Source organism: Cupriavidus sp. 05N38, from assembly GCF_056397345.1.
Genome location: NZ_JBFTNF010000102.1, coordinates 1 through 17,304, shown reverse-complemented (window position 1 = coordinate 17,304; position 17,304 = coordinate 1). Strand labels below are relative to the sequence as shown.

Genomic DNA, 17,304 nt, shown 5'->3' with positions numbered 1-17,304 from the left:
ACCATCAGCGCATCAACGCCTATGTGGCGCTGGTGGGCAAGCAGCCGCTCGATACCTCCCAGTTCGAGAGCCAGGTGTTCAGCGAAAGTGCTGACCTGATCAAGGAGAGCCGCGCGCTCGAAGACGTGATGGCCAAGATGGTCAAGCGCCGCGATGACCGCGCGCTGGCCAATATGCAGGAAGCGCGCGGCGTCTATGAGGCTTCGCGCCTGTGGATGCTGGGCCTGGTGCTCGGCGGCCTGGCCGTTTCCGTGGCGCTGGGCGCCTTCCTGGCGCGCACGTTGTCGCGCCAGCTTGGCGGCGAGCCCGGCTATGCCGCGGCCATTGCCGCGCGCATCGCCGGCAGCGACTTCTCTGGCGAGGTCAAGCTGCGCAGCGGCGACAAGACCAGCCTGCTGCACGCCATGAAGCAGATGCAGCAGCAGTTGTCGGCCACGGTGCGTGACTTCAAGGAGTCGGCCGAGTCCATCGCTTCCGCCTCGCGCCAGATCGCCGCGGGCAACAGCGACCTGTCGCAGCGCACCGAGCAGCAGGCGGCCTCGCTGGAAGAGACCGCGTCGAGCATGGAAGAGCTGACCAGCACCGTGCGCCAGAACGCCGACAACGCGCGCCAGGCCAGCGGCCTCGCCGCCAACGCTTCCGAGACCGCGGTGAAGGGTGGCGAAGTGGTCGGCCGCGTGGTGCAGACCATGGACGAGATCAACGATGCTTCGAAGAAGATCGTCGACATTATCGGCGTGATCGAAGGCATTGCCTTCCAGACCAACATCCTGGCGCTGAACGCCGCGGTGGAAGCCGCGCGTGCCGGCGAGCAGGGCCGCGGCTTTGCCGTGGTGGCTGGCGAAGTGCGCAGCCTGGCGCAGCGCAGCGCCAACGCCGCCAAGGAAATCAAGGGCCTGATCGGCGACTCGGTGGCGCGCGTGGAGAACGGCTCGGCGCTGGTGGACCAGGCTGGCAAGACCATGGGCGAGATCGTGCAGGCAGTCAAGCGCGTGACGGACATCATGGGCGAGATCAGCGCGGCCTCGGCCGAGCAGAGCTCGGGCATCGAGCAGGTCAACAAGGCCGTGGCGCAGATGGACGAAGTCACGCAGCAGAACGCGGCGCTGGTAGAGGAAGCCGCGGCCGCGGCAGGGTCGCTGGAAGACCAGGCCGCCCGCCTGCAGGCTTCGGTGGCCAGCTTCCGCCTGGCCGACGTGCAAGGCGCCGCCGGCAGCCGCGTGGAAGCGCCGCGCGCCAGGGCGGCGGCGGTATCGCGGCCGGCGCGCATCGAACCGAAGGCCCCGGCGCCCGTCCATTCGGCCGGCAGCGAGGCAGAACCTGCCGTGGCGGACGAGAAGGGGGCGCCGGCCGCCACCGTGCCGGCCGCCACCGCGCGCGCTGCGCGTCCCGCCGCGATGGCGACGTCGGACAGCGGCGACTGGAGCGCATTCTGAGGCGAGGCCTCTTCGAGGCGGCGACGCATCGCCTGATGCTGCCGGCATTGCCGGCAGCGCCGCTTTTCTGCGCCAACGTCAGCACTGAACCCCATGACAACGGAAATCTCCCTCGCGCTGTCCGCAGAGACAGCCGCCAAGCTCCGCGCCGAGTTCGACCACTTCGTCAAGCTCTCCACCGGGCTGGACCACGAATTCACGCCGCCGGACTATGACGATTTCCTGCGCGCGCGCCTGCTCCACCACGATGGCCCGCTGACCGAGCGCGCCGTCACGCGGCTGCTCTCGGGGGGCGAGTACGCATGGGCCAAGCGCGTCTTCAACAAGCAGCTGCCCAACGCCATGGCCACGCTCATGCGCGACGCGCAGCGCTTCGGCTACGGCCTGGCGGTGCGCTACGAATGGACGCCCCAGGAGCGCCTCGCGCACGCCCGGGAGTGGTCTGAGCAGATCCTGGAGGACGCCGGGGCGGACCTGGCCTTCACCGAGCCCCTGGCGTCGCAGCTGGCCGGCTCCGCGGTTGATATCCGATCGCTGGAGGAGCAGATGCAGACGCCCGCATGGCGCGTGGCGGAGAGCCTGCGCAGCCGCGCCTACGACGTCCTGTACCGGGTGCAGACCGAGCGCGGAGCGGGCGCGGCACGCGCCCGCCTGGGCGAACTGCGCGCGCTGCTGGCGCTGGCCATGGACTACGGCACGGTGAGTGCCGAGGAGGCCGAGCGCGTCATGGAGCAGGTGGAGCAGACCTGCCCGCATCTGTTCCGCGAGGAGCCCGACGACCTGTTTGCGCGGGTGGCCGCATGGCTGCGGCGCGCACTACTGCAATGAGCGTTTTCGCGTCAATAGAGGAATGCGACTACAAGCCTCGGGGGGCGCATTTTGCACCCTGCGGCGGGTGGCGTCCGGCGCATTTTAGACGTTTTCCTCTGTTACAAACCAGTAACAGATTTGATGCAAATCACATGACGAATCTGTGACTTGTTACAAACTTCGTGTCCCATGTATGTTTCATGCGACATTTGCTTACCCCAACGTAAGGGGGGATTGGCAGTCTGGTCCAATTGCCGATATAACTCTCACAGTCCTACTTACACTCTGTAACACTTGTAACGTTTGAGATAAGTCTGACCGAGCGCAGTTCCTTAGTCGTACGCAGTACCCGTCGAACACGCAAGCAAACGATCTGGTCGCCTTCAGCCTTCGGCTGCGGGTAAGCGCCGGACAAGCGGTCGAAGGGTTTTTGGTAGCGGGGAAAAATTGGAAAGCAGTGAAGTTCTCCAGGAGATCAGGGAGGTCAATCTCGCCTATCTGCTGCTCGCGCAACGCCTGGTGCGCGAAAACCATCTGGAAGCCATGTTCAGGCTCGGCGTCAGCAAGGAAATCGCTGACATCCTCGCCAAGCTGACACCGGCCCAGCTCGTCAAGTTGGCAGCGTCCAACATGGTCTTGTGCCGTTTCCGGTTCGACGACCATGCCTTGCTGTCGACGCTCACCCATACGGCCAAGAGCCATGATATGCAGCAGATCCATGCTGCGATCCTGCTCGCACGGCAGCCCGTGGAGTCGCTCAATTGACCGCGCTCCTGCAGGCCCAGCCCGCCCGGAGTTTCACGGCCACTCCAGTCCCAAACCGCAAGAGCGTGCTGCAGGACGCCAACCAGACCCAGCTCGCCATCGAGCTGATCGGCCTGGGTGCCCGTCTTCAGGTGCTCGAAGCCGAGACCACGCTCTCGCGCGACCGGTTGATCCGCCTCTACAAGGAGCTGCGCGGCGCCTCGCCGCCCAAGGGCATGCTCCCGTTCTCGACCGACTGGTTCACCACCTGGTTGCCGAACATCCATTCCTCGCTGTTCTTCTCGGCCTATCAGTTCATGGTCCAGCAGGGCGAGACCGCCGGCATCCGCGCGGTGGTGGCGAGCTATCGGCTCTATCTCGAGCACGTCTCGCTACTCGGCAGTGAAATTGTCTTAAGTTTCACCCGTGCATGGACGTTAGTACGGTTTTTCGAGAGCAACATGCTGCAGCTTTCCAGCTGCACGTGCTGCGGCGGCCAGTTCGTGACACACGCCTACGAGCCGCATGCGAACTTCGTATGCAGCCTGTGCCGGCCGCCGTCGCGCGCCGGCAAGGCCAAGAAGCTCCCGAAGGACGTCGCTCCCACGCAAGTCGTTGCCTGACTGAGGCGATTCGGTAGAGACATCCCCGGACGGCCCGGGCAGGGTTCCTGCCCGGCCCGCCCGCGGGAATCCTGCGGCCGTGCGCCGCGGATGCCACAGGTACGGCATTCGCGCGCACGACCCGTGGCACACCCTGAAGCGTACCCACGCCGCGCACGGGCCATCGCGGGAACTCGCGAGAAAACTCAAGCTTATTCACCGGATTGTCGATATTCGCGTTGGAAGATCATCAATGCCGTATCAATAGGTCTTCAAGTCTTGCCGTCTCAAGTCGTTAATCCATAGGACTGCAGGGCTTCAGGGCTCCGGATCCCGGAGTCCGGGGGCGGCGTACGTGGTTGCTGGGTCTTGCCAGGGCAAGCGGTCCTTCCTCCTCTCCCGGAGAAGCGGCCCTTGTGCATGCCTGACGCGTGTTTTACTGACGGGGAATCGATCGTGCTAGTTGTAATTGGCTATGTTGTCGTGATGGTGGCGGTGCTTGGTGGATATGCCATGACCGGCGGCCATATGGGCGCGCTTTATCAACCCGCAGAGTTTGTCATCATCGGCGGCGCGGCTGTCGGTGCGTTCATCAGCTCAAACAACGGCAAGGCCATCAAGGCCACCATGCGTGCGTTGCCGACGCTGTTCCGCAGCAGCAAGTACAGCAAGGCGCTGTACATGGAAGTCATGGCACTGCTCTACGTGCTGCTGTCCAAGGCCCGCCGCGAAGGCATCCTGTTCCTCGAGAAGGAGATCGCGGATCCGGCCGCCAGCAGCGTGTTCAGCCAGTACCCGCGCATCCTCGCCGACCCCGCGATGATGGAGTTCCTCACGGACTACCTGCGCATGATGGTCAACGGCAACATGAATGCCTTCGAGATCGAGGCCCTCATGGACCACGAGATCGAGACCTACCGCCACGAAGCAGAAGTCCCCGCTCATGCGCTGGCGCGCATCGGCGACGGCCTGCCCGCATTCGGCATCGTTGCCGCCGTCATGGGCGTGGTGCATGCGCTGGGCTCGGCCGACCTGCCTCCGGCGGAACTCGGCGCGCTGATCGCCCATGCCATGGTCGGCACCTTCCTCGGCATCCTGCTGGCCTACGGCTTCGTCTCGCCGCTGGCCGCGCGGGTCGAGCACCAGGTGGCCGAATCCATCAAGATGTACGAGTGCATCAAGGTCAYGCTGCTGGCCTCGCTCAATGGCTACGCACCGCTGGTGGCCGTGGAGTTTGGCCGCAAGGTGCTGTACTCCAGCGAACGCCCGTCCTTCCTCGAGCTGGACGACCACGTCCGCGAGGTCAAGAGCATCACCTAAGCGGCAGGAGCTACAGCGATGAGCAGCGCCCATGATATGCGCCCGATCGTCGTCCGCAAGTCTCGCGGACACGCCAAGCCGCACGGTAACCACAGCTGGAAGATCGCCTACGCCGACTTCATGACGGCGATGATGGCCCTGTTCCTGGTGCTATGGCTGCTGCGTGCGTCGACGCCGAAGGACCTGGTGCAGCTGGCAGAGTATTTCCGCACGCCGCTGAAGGTGGCGATAGCGGGGGGGAACAAGAGCAGTCTTTCCTCCAGCGTGATTCCCGGCGGCGGGCTCGACATCACGCGGCAGGACGCCGAAGTGCGCAAGACCCCTGARGACGCCACGGAAAAGGCCAGGGAGCGCAGGGAAGGCGAGCGTCTGCGCGCGCTCAAGAACCGCCTCGAGCAGATCATCGAGAACAATCCGGTGCTGCGCCAGTTCCGCCCGCAGCTGCTGCTGGACATCACCAGCGAAGGCCTGCGCATCCAGATCCTGGATACGCAGAACCGCCCGATGTTCCGCACCGGCAGTGCCGCGGTGGAGCCGTACATGCGCACCATCCTGCGCGAGATCGGCCCGGTGCTCAACGAGATGCCCAACAAGGTCAGCCTGTCCGGCCATACCGACGCGGCCAACTACTCGAACGGCGAGCGCACGTACAGCAATTGGGAGCTGTCTTCGGACCGCGCCAATGCCTCGCGGCGCGAGCTGATCGGTGGCGGCATGAACGAAGGCAAGGTGCTGCGCGTGATCGGCCTGGCCGCGACCATGCCGCTGGACAAGAAGGACGAGCTGGCGCCGGTGAACCGACGCATCAGCATCGTGGTGCTCAACCAGCGCGCGCAGGCGCGGATCGAGGCAGAGAATGCCAGCGCCGCCGAGGTCTCGGTGGCGGCAAAGGCAGGCGAGGCAGGCGAGCAAATGCAGGCAGGCCTGGCGGCCGCCTCGGCGCCCGCCGCGGCAAAGGCGGCTTCGGCCCCGGCAACGGCGCAGGGCAAGGCGGCACAGGCCCCCGCCTCGGCCCCGGCCGGCAAGGGCAGTGTTCAATGAAGTCCGCCCGCCATGCCGGCGGCGGTCTTCGCAGCGAATTTCAGTGAGCCAGGACGGTTATGTCTGTCGATATCGATATCACACAGTTCTACCAGACCTTCTTCGAGGAAGCGGAGGAGCTCCTCGTGGAAATGGAGCAGCTGCTGCTCGGGCTGGATCTCGAATCCCCCGACGCGGAAGAGCTCAACGCGATCTTCCGCGCGGCCCACTCCATCAAGGGCGGCGCGGCAACCTTCGGCTTCGCCGCCCTGACCGAGACCACGCACCTGCTGGAGAACCTGCTCGACCGCACGCGGCGGCGGGAACTCGCGTTGTCCCGCACCATCATCGACACCTTTCTGGAAACCAAGGACGTGTTGCAAGATCAGCTCAACGCCTACCGTAACGGTACCGAACCCGATCCGGGAACGCTGGCGCGTATCTGCGCCGTCCTGCAACAGCTGGCGCACGAAGCCGCCGGTGGCGCACCCGCGCACGCCGCGGCTCCCGCTCCGGCCCCGGTAGCGGCGGCGCCTGCGCCGGCGGCCGCGGGCAGCGGCCTCAAGGTGACGCTGATCAACGTCTCGGCGGCGGACCGGGCCCTGCTGCGCGACGAACTTGGCAACCTTGGCGAGATCACCGGCCAGCAGGAAGAGGGCGGCAACCTGAGCGTATGGTTGTCGAGCCAGTGCAGCGCCGACGACATCATCGCGGTGTGCTGCTTCATCGTCGACGGCGACCAGATCGTCGTGGAGGCAGCCGGCGCGACGCCGGCTGCCGAAGCCACTGCAGCCGTTGCCGCAGCGCCGGCTCCGGCACCGGCTCCGGCCGCCGCCCCGGCGGCGGCGTCCGCGCCGGCAAAGGAAAAGGCCAAGGCTCAGCCTGCCGCCGCCGCGCATGCGCAGGAGTCCGGCTCCATCCGCGTGCCGACCGAAAAGGTCGACCAGATCATCAACCTGGTCGGCGAACTGGTCATCACGCAGTCGATGCTGGCGCAGACCGCCTCGGCGCTCGACCCGGTGCTGTTCGACCGCCTGTTCTCCGGCATGGGCCAGCTCGAGCGCAATGCGCGCGACCTGCAGGAAGCGGTGATGTCGATCCGCATGATGCCGATGGACTACGTGTTCTCGCGCTTCCCGCGCCTGGTGCGCGACCTTGCCGGCAAGCTCGGCAAGCAGATCGACCTGGTCACCTTCGGCAAGGCCACCGAGCTCGACAAGAGCCTGATCGAACGCATCATCGACCCGCTCACCCACCTGGTGCGCAACAGCCTCGACCACGGCATCGAAACGCCGGACAAGCGCGTTGCAGCCGGCAAGGAGCCGACCGGCCAGCTGATCCTGTCCGCGCAGCATCATGGCGGCAACATCGTCATCGAGGTCAGCGACGACGGCGGCGGCCTGCGCCGCGACAAGATCCTGGCCAAGGCCCTGCAGAGCGGCCTGCCGGTATCGGAGAACATCAGCGACGAAGAAGTCTGGCAGCTGATCTTCGCGCCGGGCTTCTCCACCGCGGAAGCCGTCACCGACCTCTCCGGGCGCGGCGTCGGCATGGACGTGGTCAAGCGCAACATCCAGGAAATGGGCGGCCATGTCGAGGTCACCTCGCGTCCGGGCCTGGGCACCACTACCCGCATCGTGCTGCCGCTGACGCTGGCCATCCTCGACGGCATGTCCGTCAAGGTCGGCGCGGAGACCTTCATCCTGCCGCTGAACTGCGTGATGGAATCGCTGCAGCCCAAGCCCGAGGACGTGCACACCGCGGCCAACAACGACCGCGTGATGCACGTGCGCGGCGAATACCTGCCGCTGCTGGAGCTGCACCGCGTGTTCAACGTGGACGACGCCGTGCAGGAGCCGACGCAGGGCATCGCCGTGATCCTGCAGGCCGAAGGCAAGCGCTTCGCGCTGCTGGTGGACCAGCTCATCGGCCAGCACCAGGTGGTGCTGAAGAATCTCGAAACCAACTACCGCAAGGTGCCCTGCATCTCCGCCGCCACCATCCTGGGCGACGGCAGCGTGGCACTGATCGTGGACGTCGGCGCGCTGCAGCGCACCGGCGTGCGCCGCCAAGACCCGGTACTCGCTTAACGCTCAGGAGAACAAGACATCATGGCCGGCATCGGACACATCGATACCCCCGGAAGCGAAGCCGCGGGGCAGGAATTCCTGGTTTTCACGCTGGGGAGCGAAGAATACGGCATCGACATCCTCAAGGTGCAGGAGATCCGCGGCTACGACGCGGTCACCCGCCTGGCGAACGCGCCCGATTTCATCAAGGGCGTGACCAACCTGCGCGGGGTGATCGTGCCGATCGTCGACCTGCGCCTGAAGTTCCGCCTCGGCAACGTGCGCTACGACCACCAGACCGTGGTCATCATCCTCAATATCGCCGGGCGCGTGGTCGGCATCGTGGTGGATGGCGTGTCGGACGTGCTGACCCTGACCGGCGAAGCCATCAAGCCGGCGCCGGAGTTCGGCGTGTCGGTCTCCAACGAACACCTCACGGGGCTCGGCACCGTGGATGGCCGCATGCTGATCCTGATCGACATCGAGAAGCTGATGACCAGCGCCGAGATGGAACTGGTCGAGGCCGAACTCGCCTGAGCGCGGCCACACCCATCGTATCGAGCATCAAGCATCCCGTATCAGGCATCACATGACGCAGCCTCGCCCCACCGCCCTTGCCGCCGGCCTGCCGCTGGCGCAGCCCGCTTCGCCGCGGCGCGACGAGCCGCGTGATTTCCTGCTGACCGAACGCGACTTCGAGAAGATCCGCGCGATGATCCATCGCCGCGCGGGCATCTCGCTCGGCAGCCACAAGCGCGAGATGGTGTACAGCCGCCTCGCGCGCCGCCTGCGCACGCTGCAGCTCACCGATTTCGGCACCTACCTGGCCATGCTCGAGGAGGACGACCGCTCGGACGAGTGGGAGTTCTTCACCAATTCGCTCACCACCAACCTGACATCGTTCTTCCGCGAGGCGCATCACTTTCCCTTGCTGGCCGAACATGCCAAGAAGACCGGGCGGCCTTACTCGGTGTGGTGCTCGGCCGCGTCCACCGGCGAAGAGCCTTATTCCATCGCCATCACGCTGGCCGAAGCGCTGGGCGACCGTGCCGGCACGGTCCTGGCCACCGACATCGATACGCAGGTGCTGGCCAAGGCCCGCGCCGGCGTCTACACGGCCGAGCAGGTCAGCAAGCTCTCGCCCGAACGGCTCAAGCGCTTCTTCCTCAAAGGCACCGGCCAGCGCGCCGGCGCGGTCAAGGTCAAGCCGGACCTGGCGGGCACCATCGACTTCCAGCCGCTCAACCTGCTGGCGCCGGACTGGGGCATCCGCGAGAAGTTCGACGCGATCTTCTGCCGCAACGTGATGATCTACTTCGACAAGCCCACCCAGGGCCGCATCCTGGAGCGCTTCGTGCCGCTGCTCAAGCCGCACGGACTGTTGTTCGCGGGCCATTCGGAGAACTTTTCCTATGTCACGCGCGCGTTCCAGCTGCGCGGGCAGACCGTCTACGAGCTGGCGCCGCCGTCGGCCCGGCTGGGAGGTTCGTGATGCGCACGCCCCAGCTCCCCGAAGCGATCGCCACGCGCAGCTACTTCGACCGCGAGTTCGGCAAGCAGGCCATCAAGCTGCTGCCCAACGAGTACTACGTGACCCGCGAAGACGTGGTGCTGACCACCGTGCTGGGTTCCTGCGTGGCGGCCTGCATCCGCGACGAGACCGCCGGCGTGGGCGGCATGAACCATTTCATGCTGCCGGACGATGACGGCGCCGCCGGCGCCGACCGGCTGCTGTCGGCGTCCATGCGCTACGGCAGCTATGCGCTGGAAGTGCTGATCAACGAGCTGCTGAAGATGGGCGCGCGCCGCGAGYGGCTCGAGGCCAAGGTGTTCGGCGGTGGCGCGGTGCTGGCCAACATGACCACGCTCAATATCGGCGACCGCAACGCCGAGTTCGTGCTCAAGTACCTGAAGACCGAAGAGATCCGCGTAGCCGCGCAGGATCTGCGCGGCCCGCACGCGCGCCGCGTCAGCTACTTTCCGTTGACGGGACTGGCGCTGGTGCGCCGGCTCACTCGCCAGGACGACCAGGTGGTGGTCGAGCGCAACGAGCGTGCGCTGGCGCGGGCCATTGCCACCGCACCTGCCAGCGGCGGCGCCGAACTGTTTTCCAGGCGTGCGCCCTCGGCTGCCGTCTCCTGAACCGACAAGGATTTTTCCAGACATGAGTGCGGCCAAGATCAAGGTATTGTGCGTGGACGATTCCGCGCTGATACGCAGCCTGATGACCGAGATCATCAATAGCCAGCCCGACATGGAGGTGGTGGGTACCGCCCCCGATCCGCTGGTAGCGCGCGATCTGATCAAGCGCCTGAACCCGGATGTGCTCACGCTCGACGTGGAAATGCCGCGCATGGATGGCCTGGACTTCCTCGAGCGCCTGATGCGCTTGCGCCCGATGCCGGTGCTGATGGTGTCCTCGCTGACCGAGCGCGGCTCGGAAATCACCATGCGCGCGCTGGAGCTGGGCGCGGTGGATTTCGTCACCAAGCCCAAGCTCGGCATCCGCGACGGCCTGATGGAGTACACCGATACCATCGCCGACAAGATCCGCGCCGCGGCGCGGGCGCGCCTGCGCACCGCTCAGGCCGCGCCGGCGGGCGGCGGCACCACCGAGCCGGCGGCGCCGATGCTGCGCAGCCCGCTGCTGTCCACGGAGAAGCTGATCATCGTGGGCGCCTCCACTGGCGGCACCGAGGCGATCAAGGAATTCCTGATGCCGATGCCGCCGGACTGCCCGGCCGTGCTGATCGTCCAGCATATGCCGGCCGGCTTCACGCGCTCGTTCGCGCAGCGCCTGGACGGCCTGTGCCGCATCACGGTCAAGGAAGCGGAGCACGGCGAGCGCGTCTTGCCGGGCTACGCCTACATCGCGCCGGGCGATTCGCACCTGCGCCTGGCGCGCAGCGGGGCCAACTACGTGGCCCACCTGTCGCAGGAGCCGGCGGTCAACCGSCACCGSCCGTCRGTCGAMGTGCTGTTCGACTCCGCCGCCCAGCATGCCGGCAAGAACGCCATCGGCGTGATGCTGACCGGCATGGGCCGTGACGGCGCGCAGGGCATGCTGCGCATGCGCGAGGCCGGCGCCTACAACCTGGCGCAGGACGAGAGCACCTGCATCGTATTCGGCATGCCCAAGGAGGCGATTGCCGCCGGCGGCGTGCATGAGGTAGTGCCGCTGCACGCGATGAGCCAGCGCGTGATGGCGCGCCTGGCGACCTTCGGGACGCGCGCGCAGCGGGTTTGACCGGGCACAGGCGCCTGCCGGATCCACGCGGAGCGGCGGGTGCAAGTATTGAAGTAGCAACTTTCCACAACTGTATTGGAGCCGTTAGAGTGGACAAGAACATGAAGATCCTGGTGGTCGATGACTTCCCCACCATGCGCCGCATCATCCGTAACCTGCTCAAGGAACTGGGCTTCGCCAACGTCGAGGAGGCCGAAGATGGTGCCGCCGGCCTGGAGAAGGTCAAGGACGGCAGCTTCCAGTTCGTCGTGTCCGACTGGAACATGCCGAACATGGACGGCCTGAGCATGCTGCAGGCGATCCGCGCCGAAGCCGCGCTGGCCAAGCTGCCGGTGCTGATGGTGACGGCCGAGGCCAAGAAGGAAAACATCATCGCAGCGGCGCAGGCCGGCGCGAACGGCTACGTGGTCAAGCCGTTCACGGCCGCCACGCTTGACGAGAAGATCACCAAGATCTTCGAGAAACTGGCCAAGGAAGGGGCATAAGGTGGGCGACATGTCGATGACTCCGACTCTCAGCAACGAATCTGCCGAGCAGCTTTTCCAGCGCATTGGCGCCCTGACACGGATGCTGCGCGACAATATGCGCGAATTGGGGCTCGACAAGGAAATCGAGCGCGCCGCCCAGGCCATCCCCGATGCGCGCGACCGGCTCAGCTATATCGCCTTGATGACCGAGCAGGCCGCTGAACGCACGCTCAACGCCGTGGAGCTGGCGCAGCCGCTTCAGGCCGGCATGGAGAAGCAGGCCGAGGCGCTCGACAAGCGCTGGGAAGCCTGGTTCGACAAGCCGGTCGAGCTGGCCGACGCGCGCGAGCTGGTGCTCGATACCCGTGCCTTCCTGACCGACGTGCCGCAGCAGGCCCGCGCCACCGGCAGCCACCTGCTGGAAATCATGATGGCCCAGGACTTCCAGGACCTGACCGGCCAGGTCATCAAGAAGATGATGGACATGATCCGCTCGCTGGAGCAGGAACTGCTGCAGGTGCTGATCGACAACGTGCCGGCAGACCGCCGCGTCGAGGCGCCCGCCACGCTGATGAACGGCCCGCAGATCAACCCGGAAGGCAAGGCCGACGTCGTCTCCGACCAGTCGCAGGTGGACGACCTGCTTGCCAGCCTGGGCTTCTGAGTCCCGCCCGGGACGCGGTGCCGGCCTGGCGCCGCGCCGGCCCCCGGGGCGCCCCCGGAGGCCGTCCGGGGACACGGCCCGCCTTCGGGCGGGCCGTGTCATCGCGCAAACAGCGCCACAATCCCGGCCTTATTCCCTCTAATGCCCGCCCCTTCGCGCTCCGATAATCGTTGCTGACGAAGGGCCAGCATGCCGCTTCGTAACGGAGCGGCCATGTCCGAAGAAAGCGATCTCGAGAAAACCGAACCTGCCTCACCCCGGCGCCTGGAAAAGGCGCGCGAGGAAGGACAGGTCGTACGCTCGCGCGAGCTCGCTACGCTGATCATGCTGATGAGCGGCGTGGCTGGCCTTGCGACCCTCGGCGGCACGCTCGCCACCAGGCTCAACGCCGTGATGCGCGCCGGCCTGGCCTTCGAGCCGGCCACGGCCTTCGATACTTCGCGCATGATGTCGCGCTTCGCCATGAATACCTGGGAAGGCCTGCTGGCATTCCTGCCGCTGCTGCTGCTGTTCGGCGCGGCGGCCCTCGCCGGTCCCATGCTGCTGGGCGGCTGGATGTTCTCCACGCAATCCCTCGCCCCCGATTTCTCCCGGCTCTCGCCGCTCAAGGGGCTGGGCCGGCTGTTCTCCTCGCAATCCCTGGTGGAACTGGCCAAGGCCATCGCCAAGGCCCTGCTGGTGGGCGGCGTGGCCGGCTGGGTGCTGTGGCACCGCCTGCCCGACGCGGTGGCGCTGATGAGCGCGCCGCTGCACGAGGCGCTGCTGCACATGCTGGAGCTGGTGCTGCACTGCTGCGGGATGGTCGCCGGCTCGCTGGTGCTGGTGGCCGCGCTGGACGTGCCCTGGCAGTACTGGACCTTCTTCAAGAAGCTGCGCATGACCAAGGAAGAGGTCAAGCAGGAGCACAAGGACAGCGAAGGCGACCCGCATATCAAGGGCCGCATCCGCCAGCAGCAGCGCGCCATGGCTCGCCGCCGCATGATGTCCGAGGTGCCCAAGGCGGACGTGGTGGTCACCAACCCGACCCACTTCGCCGTGGCGCTGCGCTACGAGGAAGGCCGCATGAGCGCGCCGCGCGTGGTGGCCAAGGGCAGCGAGGCGGTCGCCGCGCGCATCCGCGAGATCGCCGTGGAGAACAACGTGCCGCTGCTGTCCGCGCCGCCGCTGGCGCGCGCGCTGCACCGCCACGTGGAGATCGGCCGCGAGATCCCCGCCGGCCTGTATACCGCCGTGGCCGAAGTCCTGGCCTGGGTCTATCAACTGAAGCACTGGCACCACACCAGCGGACCGCACCCCACGGCACCGTCCGACCTGCTGGTGCCTGACGAACTCGCCGTACCGGAAAGCCACGCATGAACGCATTGACCTCGCTGTTCAACCTGTCGGGGGCACGGGCCAGCAGCAGCCAGATGAAGGCGCTCGCGGGACCGCTGCTGATCATCATGATCCTCGGCATGATGATCCTGCCGCTGCCGCCCTTCGTGCTGGACCTGCTGTTTACGTTCAACATCGCGCTGTCGATCATGGTGCTGCTGGTGGGCATGTACACGCAGAAGGCGCTGGATTTCGCCGCCTTCCCGGCCGTGCTGCTGTTTTCCACCCTGCTGCGCCTGTCGCTCAACGTCGCCTCGACCCGCGTGGTACTGCTCGAAGGCCACACCGGGCCCGACGCCGCGGGCAAGGTGATCGAGGCCTTCGGCCACTTCCTGGTGGGCGGCAACTTCGCCGTGGGCATCGTGGTGTTCGCCATCCTGGTGGTGATCAACTTCATGGTGATCACCAAGGGCGCGGGCCGGATCGCCGAGGTGGGCGCGCGCTTCATGCTCGACGCCATGCCCGGCAAGCAGATGGCGATCGACGCCGACCTCAACGCCGGCCTGATCAACGAAGACGGCGCCAAGAAGCGCCGGGCCGAAGTCTCGCAGGAATCGGATTTCTACGGCGCCATGGACGGCGCCAGCAAGTTCGTGCGCGGCGACGCCATCGCCGGGCTGCTGATCATGTTCATCAACGTCGGCGCGGGCATGGTGGTCGGCATGCTGCAGCACGACCTGGACTTCTCCACCGCGGTGCGCAATTACACGCTGCTGACCATCGGCGACGGCCTGGTGGCGCAGATCCCCGCGCTGGTGATCTCCACCGCCGCCGGCGTGATCGTTTCGCGTGTGTCGAACGAGCAGGACGTGGGCCAGCAGCTGACCGGCCAGCTCTTCTCCAACCCGCGCGTGCTGTACCTGACCGGCGGCATCATCGGCATGATGGGCATTATTCCCGGCATGCCGCATTTCGCCTTCCTGGTGTTCGCCGGCGCGCTGGTGTGGTTCGGCCGCTATGTGGCGCGACGCGACGTGGCCGCCGTGCAGGAAAAGAAACGCGAGGAACGCGCGCCCGTCGCCGCGGCGGAATCCACCGAAGCCAGCTGGGACGATGTCTCCCTGGTCGACCCGCTGGGCATGGAAGTGGGCTACCGCCTCATTCCGCTGGTGGACCGCGCGCAGAACGGCGAACTGCTGGGCCGCATCAAGAGCATTCGCAAGAAGGTGGCGCAGGAGATCGGCTTCCTGGTGCCGGTGGTGCATATCCGCGACAACCTCGAACTCAAGCCCAACGCCTACCGCATCACGCTCAAGGGCGTGGAGATCGGTCGCGGCGAGGCCACGCCGGGGCAGTGGATGGCGATCAACCCCGGCCAGGTATCCGGCACGCTGCCGGGCACGCCCACGCACGATCCGGCCTTCGGCTTGCCCGCGGTGTGGATCGAAGCCGGGCTCAAGGAGCAGGCGCAAACCTACGGCTTCACCGTGGTGGACGCCAGCACGGTAGTGGCGACTCACCTCAACCACCTGATCCACCTGCACGCGGCCGAACTGCTCGGGCGCCAGGAAGTGCAGGCCCTGCTGGACCGCATCTCCAAGGAATCGCCCAAGCTCACCGAAGACCTGGTGCCCAAGGTCATCACGCTCACCGCGCTGCAGAAGATCCTGCAGAACCTGCTGGACGAAAGCGTGCCGATCCGCGACATGCGCACCGTGCTGGACGTGGTGGCCGAGCACGCGCCCAAGATCAGCGATCCCAACGAACTTACCGCGCTGGTGCGCATGGCGCTGGGACGTGCCATCACCCAGCAGTGGTTCCCCAACGGGGCCGACCTGCAGGTCATCGGTCTGGACGCGGGGCTTGAGCGCGTGCTGTCGCAAGCGCTCACTAACGGCGGCGGTATCGAACCGGGGCTGGCCGATGCGCTGCTGCAGCAGACCCAGGCCGCGGTGTCGCGCCAGGAACACCTGGGGCTGGACCCCGTGCTGCTGGTGCCGCATCCGCTGCGCCCGCTGCTCGCGCGCTTCCTGCGCCGGACCATGCCGCAGCTCAAGGTGCTCTCGCATGCCGAGGTGCCGGACAACCGAAACATCAGGATCACCGCCATGATCGGCGGCGCAGCGTGAGGGATGACGCAAGATGAGCGTAGCTAAATTCGTGGCGGCCAATGGCCGCGAGGCCCTGCGCCAGGTGCGCGAGGCGATGGGCCCGGACGCCGTGGTGCTGTCCAACCGCACCGTCGAGGGTGGTGTGGAGATCGTCGCCATGCGCGACACCGATCTCGGCGCCATTTCCAGCAGCGCGCCGGTGTTCACGCCGCCGCCCGCCACGGTGGCGGTCGACGGTGCCCTGGGCGACCTGCGCGGGGAACTGCAGACCATGCGCGCCATGATGGAGCGGCAGTTCGCGGGAGTAGGCACTCACAGCCTGCCTGCCGCAGGCGGCGATCCGCTGCGCGATTCCCTGTTCAACTGGCTGGTCACCGCCGGATTTTCCGGCCAGCTCGCGCGTTCGCTGCTGGGCCACCTGCCGCTCGGCCACGACCGGCCCGCCGCCATGACCTGGATCCGCCAGGAGCTGGCGCGCAAGGTGCCGGTGCTGGGCGACGAAGACGCGCTGTTCGCGCAAGGCGGCGTGCTGGCCCTGATCGGCCCCACCGGGGTGGGCAAGACCACCACCACCGCCAAGCTGGCCGCGCGCTTCGTGCTCAAGCACGGCCCGGAACGGCTGGCGTTGCTGACCACCGACACCTTCCGTATCGGCGCGCATGAACAACTGCGCATCTATGGCGACATCCTCGGCGTGCCCGTGCACGCGGTCAAGGACGCGGCCGACCTGCGCTTCGCGCTGGCCGCGCTCACCGAGAAGCACCTGGTGATCATCGACACCGTCGGCATGAGCCAGCGCGACCGCAACCTGTCCGAGCAGATCGCCATGCTGGCCGGCGTGCAGGCGCCGGTGCAGCGCATCCTGCTGCTCAACGGCGCCAGCCACGGCGACACGCTCAACGAGGTGGTGCATGCCTACCGCCACGATGCCACGCCCGGCGGCGGCATCGACGGCTGCATCGTCAGCAAGCTCGACGAAGCCACGCACCTCGGCTCCGTGCTCGACGTGGTGATCCGCCACCGCCTGCCGGTGTACTACGCCTCGATCGGTCAGCGCGTGCCCGAACACCTGGAGCTGGCCAGCGGCGCCGCCCTGGTCGAGCGCGCCTTCCAGACCCCGCGCCGTGGCTCCGTCTTTGCCGATGCCGATGCCGTGCGCCGCGTCATGCCGGGCCAGGATGACAACGATGGCGCCCGCGCCGCGGGTGCTTCGGCCACCGCCGGCGCCGAGGGCATGCTGCGCTCGCTGACCGACAGCGCCAACGCGGTCAGCGACTGCGTGGACCAGCTCGACGCGGGCAACTTCGGCTTCGACCTGGTACGCACCCTGTGGCAGCAGCGCGCGGACAGCGCACCGTCGGCGCGCCAGATGGCGCAACACGTGCGCGAGGCCGCCTGCCGCGATCTCGCCCGCCAGTGCGACCGCTTCGTGCTCGCGCTGAGCGCCACCGTGGCCGCGCCCGCGGCCGGCCGCCGCGCGCCGCGCCCGTGGCAGCATAC

General features: G+C 66.9%; 16 protein-coding genes. All 16 read left to right on the top strand.

The window, feature by feature from the left end:
- Positions 1-1,436, top strand: a 1,436-nt coding sequence (locus tag AC1DK4_RS38195; RefSeq protein ID WP_477132169.1) for a methyl-accepting chemotaxis protein, incomplete at its 5' end; no start/stop codon positions are given.
- A 93-nt stretch (positions 1,437-1,529) separates the two neighbouring features.
- Positions 1,530-2,264 (top strand): DUF4088 family protein, encoded by a 735-nt coding sequence (locus AC1DK4_RS38190; protein ID WP_441621927.1) that lies wholly within the window; start codon positions 1,530-1,532, stop codon positions 2,262-2,264.
- A gap of 429 nt (positions 2,265-2,693) precedes the next feature.
- The gene (gene flhD, locus AC1DK4_RS38185; RefSeq protein ID WP_006162633.1) at positions 2,694-3,011 is read left to right on the top strand and encodes a flagellar transcriptional regulator FlhD; all 318 of its coding nucleotides are present in this window, start codon (positions 2,694-2,696) and stop codon (positions 3,009-3,011) included.
- Entirely contained in the window at positions 3,008-3,613 is a 606-nt protein-coding gene (flhC, locus tag AC1DK4_RS38180; protein ID WP_441621931.1) for a flagellar transcriptional regulator FlhC, read from the top strand. The genes flhD and flhC overlap by 4 nt, the downstream gene beginning before the upstream one ends.
- A gap of 435 nt (positions 3,614-4,048) precedes the next feature.
- Positions 4,049-4,912, top strand: coding sequence for a flagellar motor stator protein MotA (gene motA, locus AC1DK4_RS38175; RefSeq protein WP_477132168.1), 864 nt, complete (start codon positions 4,049-4,051; stop codon positions 4,910-4,912).
- Between the two features lie 18 nt (positions 4,913-4,930).
- Positions 4,931-5,953, top strand: a complete 1,023-nt coding sequence (gene motB / locus AC1DK4_RS38170; RefSeq protein ID WP_441621935.1) for a flagellar motor protein MotB — start codon at positions 4,931-4,933, stop codon at positions 5,951-5,953.
- A 59-nt stretch (positions 5,954-6,012) separates the two neighbouring features.
- Entirely contained in the window at positions 6,013-8,022 is a 2,010-nt protein-coding gene (gene cheA / locus AC1DK4_RS38165) for a chemotaxis protein CheA (RefSeq protein WP_441650218.1), read from the top strand.
- Between the two features lie 21 nt (positions 8,023-8,043).
- Positions 8,044-8,538, top strand: coding sequence for a chemotaxis protein CheW (cheW, locus tag AC1DK4_RS38160; RefSeq protein ID WP_441621939.1), 495 nt, complete (start codon positions 8,044-8,046; stop codon positions 8,536-8,538).
- 52 nt (positions 8,539-8,590) lie between these two features.
- Positions 8,591-9,493 (top strand): CheR family methyltransferase, encoded by a 903-nt coding sequence (locus AC1DK4_RS38155; RefSeq protein ID WP_441650219.1) that lies wholly within the window; start codon positions 8,591-8,593, stop codon positions 9,491-9,493.
- Positions 9,493-10,143: a chemoreceptor glutamine deamidase CheD gene (cheD, locus tag AC1DK4_RS38150; RefSeq protein ID WP_477132167.1), complete on the top strand. Its 651-nt coding sequence runs from the start codon at positions 9,493-9,495 to the stop codon at positions 10,141-10,143. Before AC1DK4_RS38155 ends, cheD begins: the two co-directional genes overlap by 1 nt.
- Positions 10,144-10,165: 22 nt before the next feature.
- Positions 10,166-11,248 carry a protein-glutamate methylesterase/protein-glutamine glutaminase gene (locus AC1DK4_RS38145; RefSeq protein ID WP_477132166.1) on the top strand — a complete coding sequence of 361 codons (1,083 nt, stop codon included), beginning with the start codon at positions 10,166-10,168 and terminating at the stop codon, positions 11,246-11,248.
- Positions 11,249-11,337: 89 nt separating this feature from the next.
- Entirely contained in the window at positions 11,338-11,733 is a 396-nt protein-coding gene (gene cheY, locus AC1DK4_RS38140; protein ID WP_441621947.1) for a chemotaxis response regulator CheY, read from the top strand.
- Positions 11,734-11,749: 16 nt separating this feature from the next.
- Positions 11,750-12,379, top strand: a complete 630-nt coding sequence (cheZ, locus tag AC1DK4_RS38135; RefSeq protein WP_441621949.1) for a protein phosphatase CheZ — start codon at positions 11,750-11,752, stop codon at positions 12,377-12,379.
- A gap of 213 nt (positions 12,380-12,592) precedes the next feature.
- The gene (gene flhB, locus AC1DK4_RS38130) at positions 12,593-13,735 is read left to right on the top strand and encodes a flagellar biosynthesis protein FlhB (RefSeq protein WP_441650220.1); all 1,143 of its coding nucleotides are present in this window, start codon (positions 12,593-12,595) and stop codon (positions 13,733-13,735) included.
- Complete coding sequence (gene flhA, locus AC1DK4_RS38125) at positions 13,732-15,822, top strand: flagellar biosynthesis protein FlhA (protein WP_441621953.1); 2,091 nt, start codon at positions 13,732-13,734, stop codon at positions 15,820-15,822. The genes flhB and flhA overlap by 4 nt, the downstream gene beginning before the upstream one ends.
- Positions 15,823-15,835: 13 nt before the next feature.
- Positions 15,836-17,304 (top strand): flagellar biosynthesis protein FlhF (flhF, locus tag AC1DK4_RS38120; RefSeq protein ID WP_477132165.1); only part of this gene is annotated, 1,469 nt, incomplete at its 3' end.

What these genes read in the sequence shown, in the direction of transcription:
- cheZ (WP_441621949.1), top strand. Translation starts at nt 11,750, where the DNA reads ATGACTCCGACTCTCAGCAACGAATCTGCCGAGCAGCTTTTCCAGCGC.
- AC1DK4_RS38190 (WP_441621927.1), top strand. Translation starts at nt 1,530, where the DNA reads ATGACAACGGAAATCTCCCTCGCGCTGTCCGCAGAGACAGCCGCCAAG.
- cheW (WP_441621939.1), top strand. Translation starts at nt 8,044, where the DNA reads ATGGCCGGCATCGGACACATCGATACCCCCGGAAGCGAAGCCGCGGGG.
- cheA (WP_441650218.1), top strand. Translation starts at nt 6,013, where the DNA reads ATGTCTGTCGATATCGATATCACACAGTTCTACCAGACCTTCTTCGAG.
- AC1DK4_RS38155 (WP_441650219.1), top strand. Translation starts at nt 8,591, where the DNA reads ATGACGCAGCCTCGCCCCACCGCCCTTGCCGCCGGCCTGCCGCTGGCG.
- flhA (WP_441621953.1), top strand. Translation starts at nt 13,732, where the DNA reads ATGAACGCATTGACCTCGCTGTTCAACCTGTCGGGGGCACGGGCCAGC.
- flhB (WP_441650220.1), top strand. Translation starts at nt 12,593, where the DNA reads ATGTCCGAAGAAAGCGATCTCGAGAAAACCGAACCTGCCTCACCCCGG.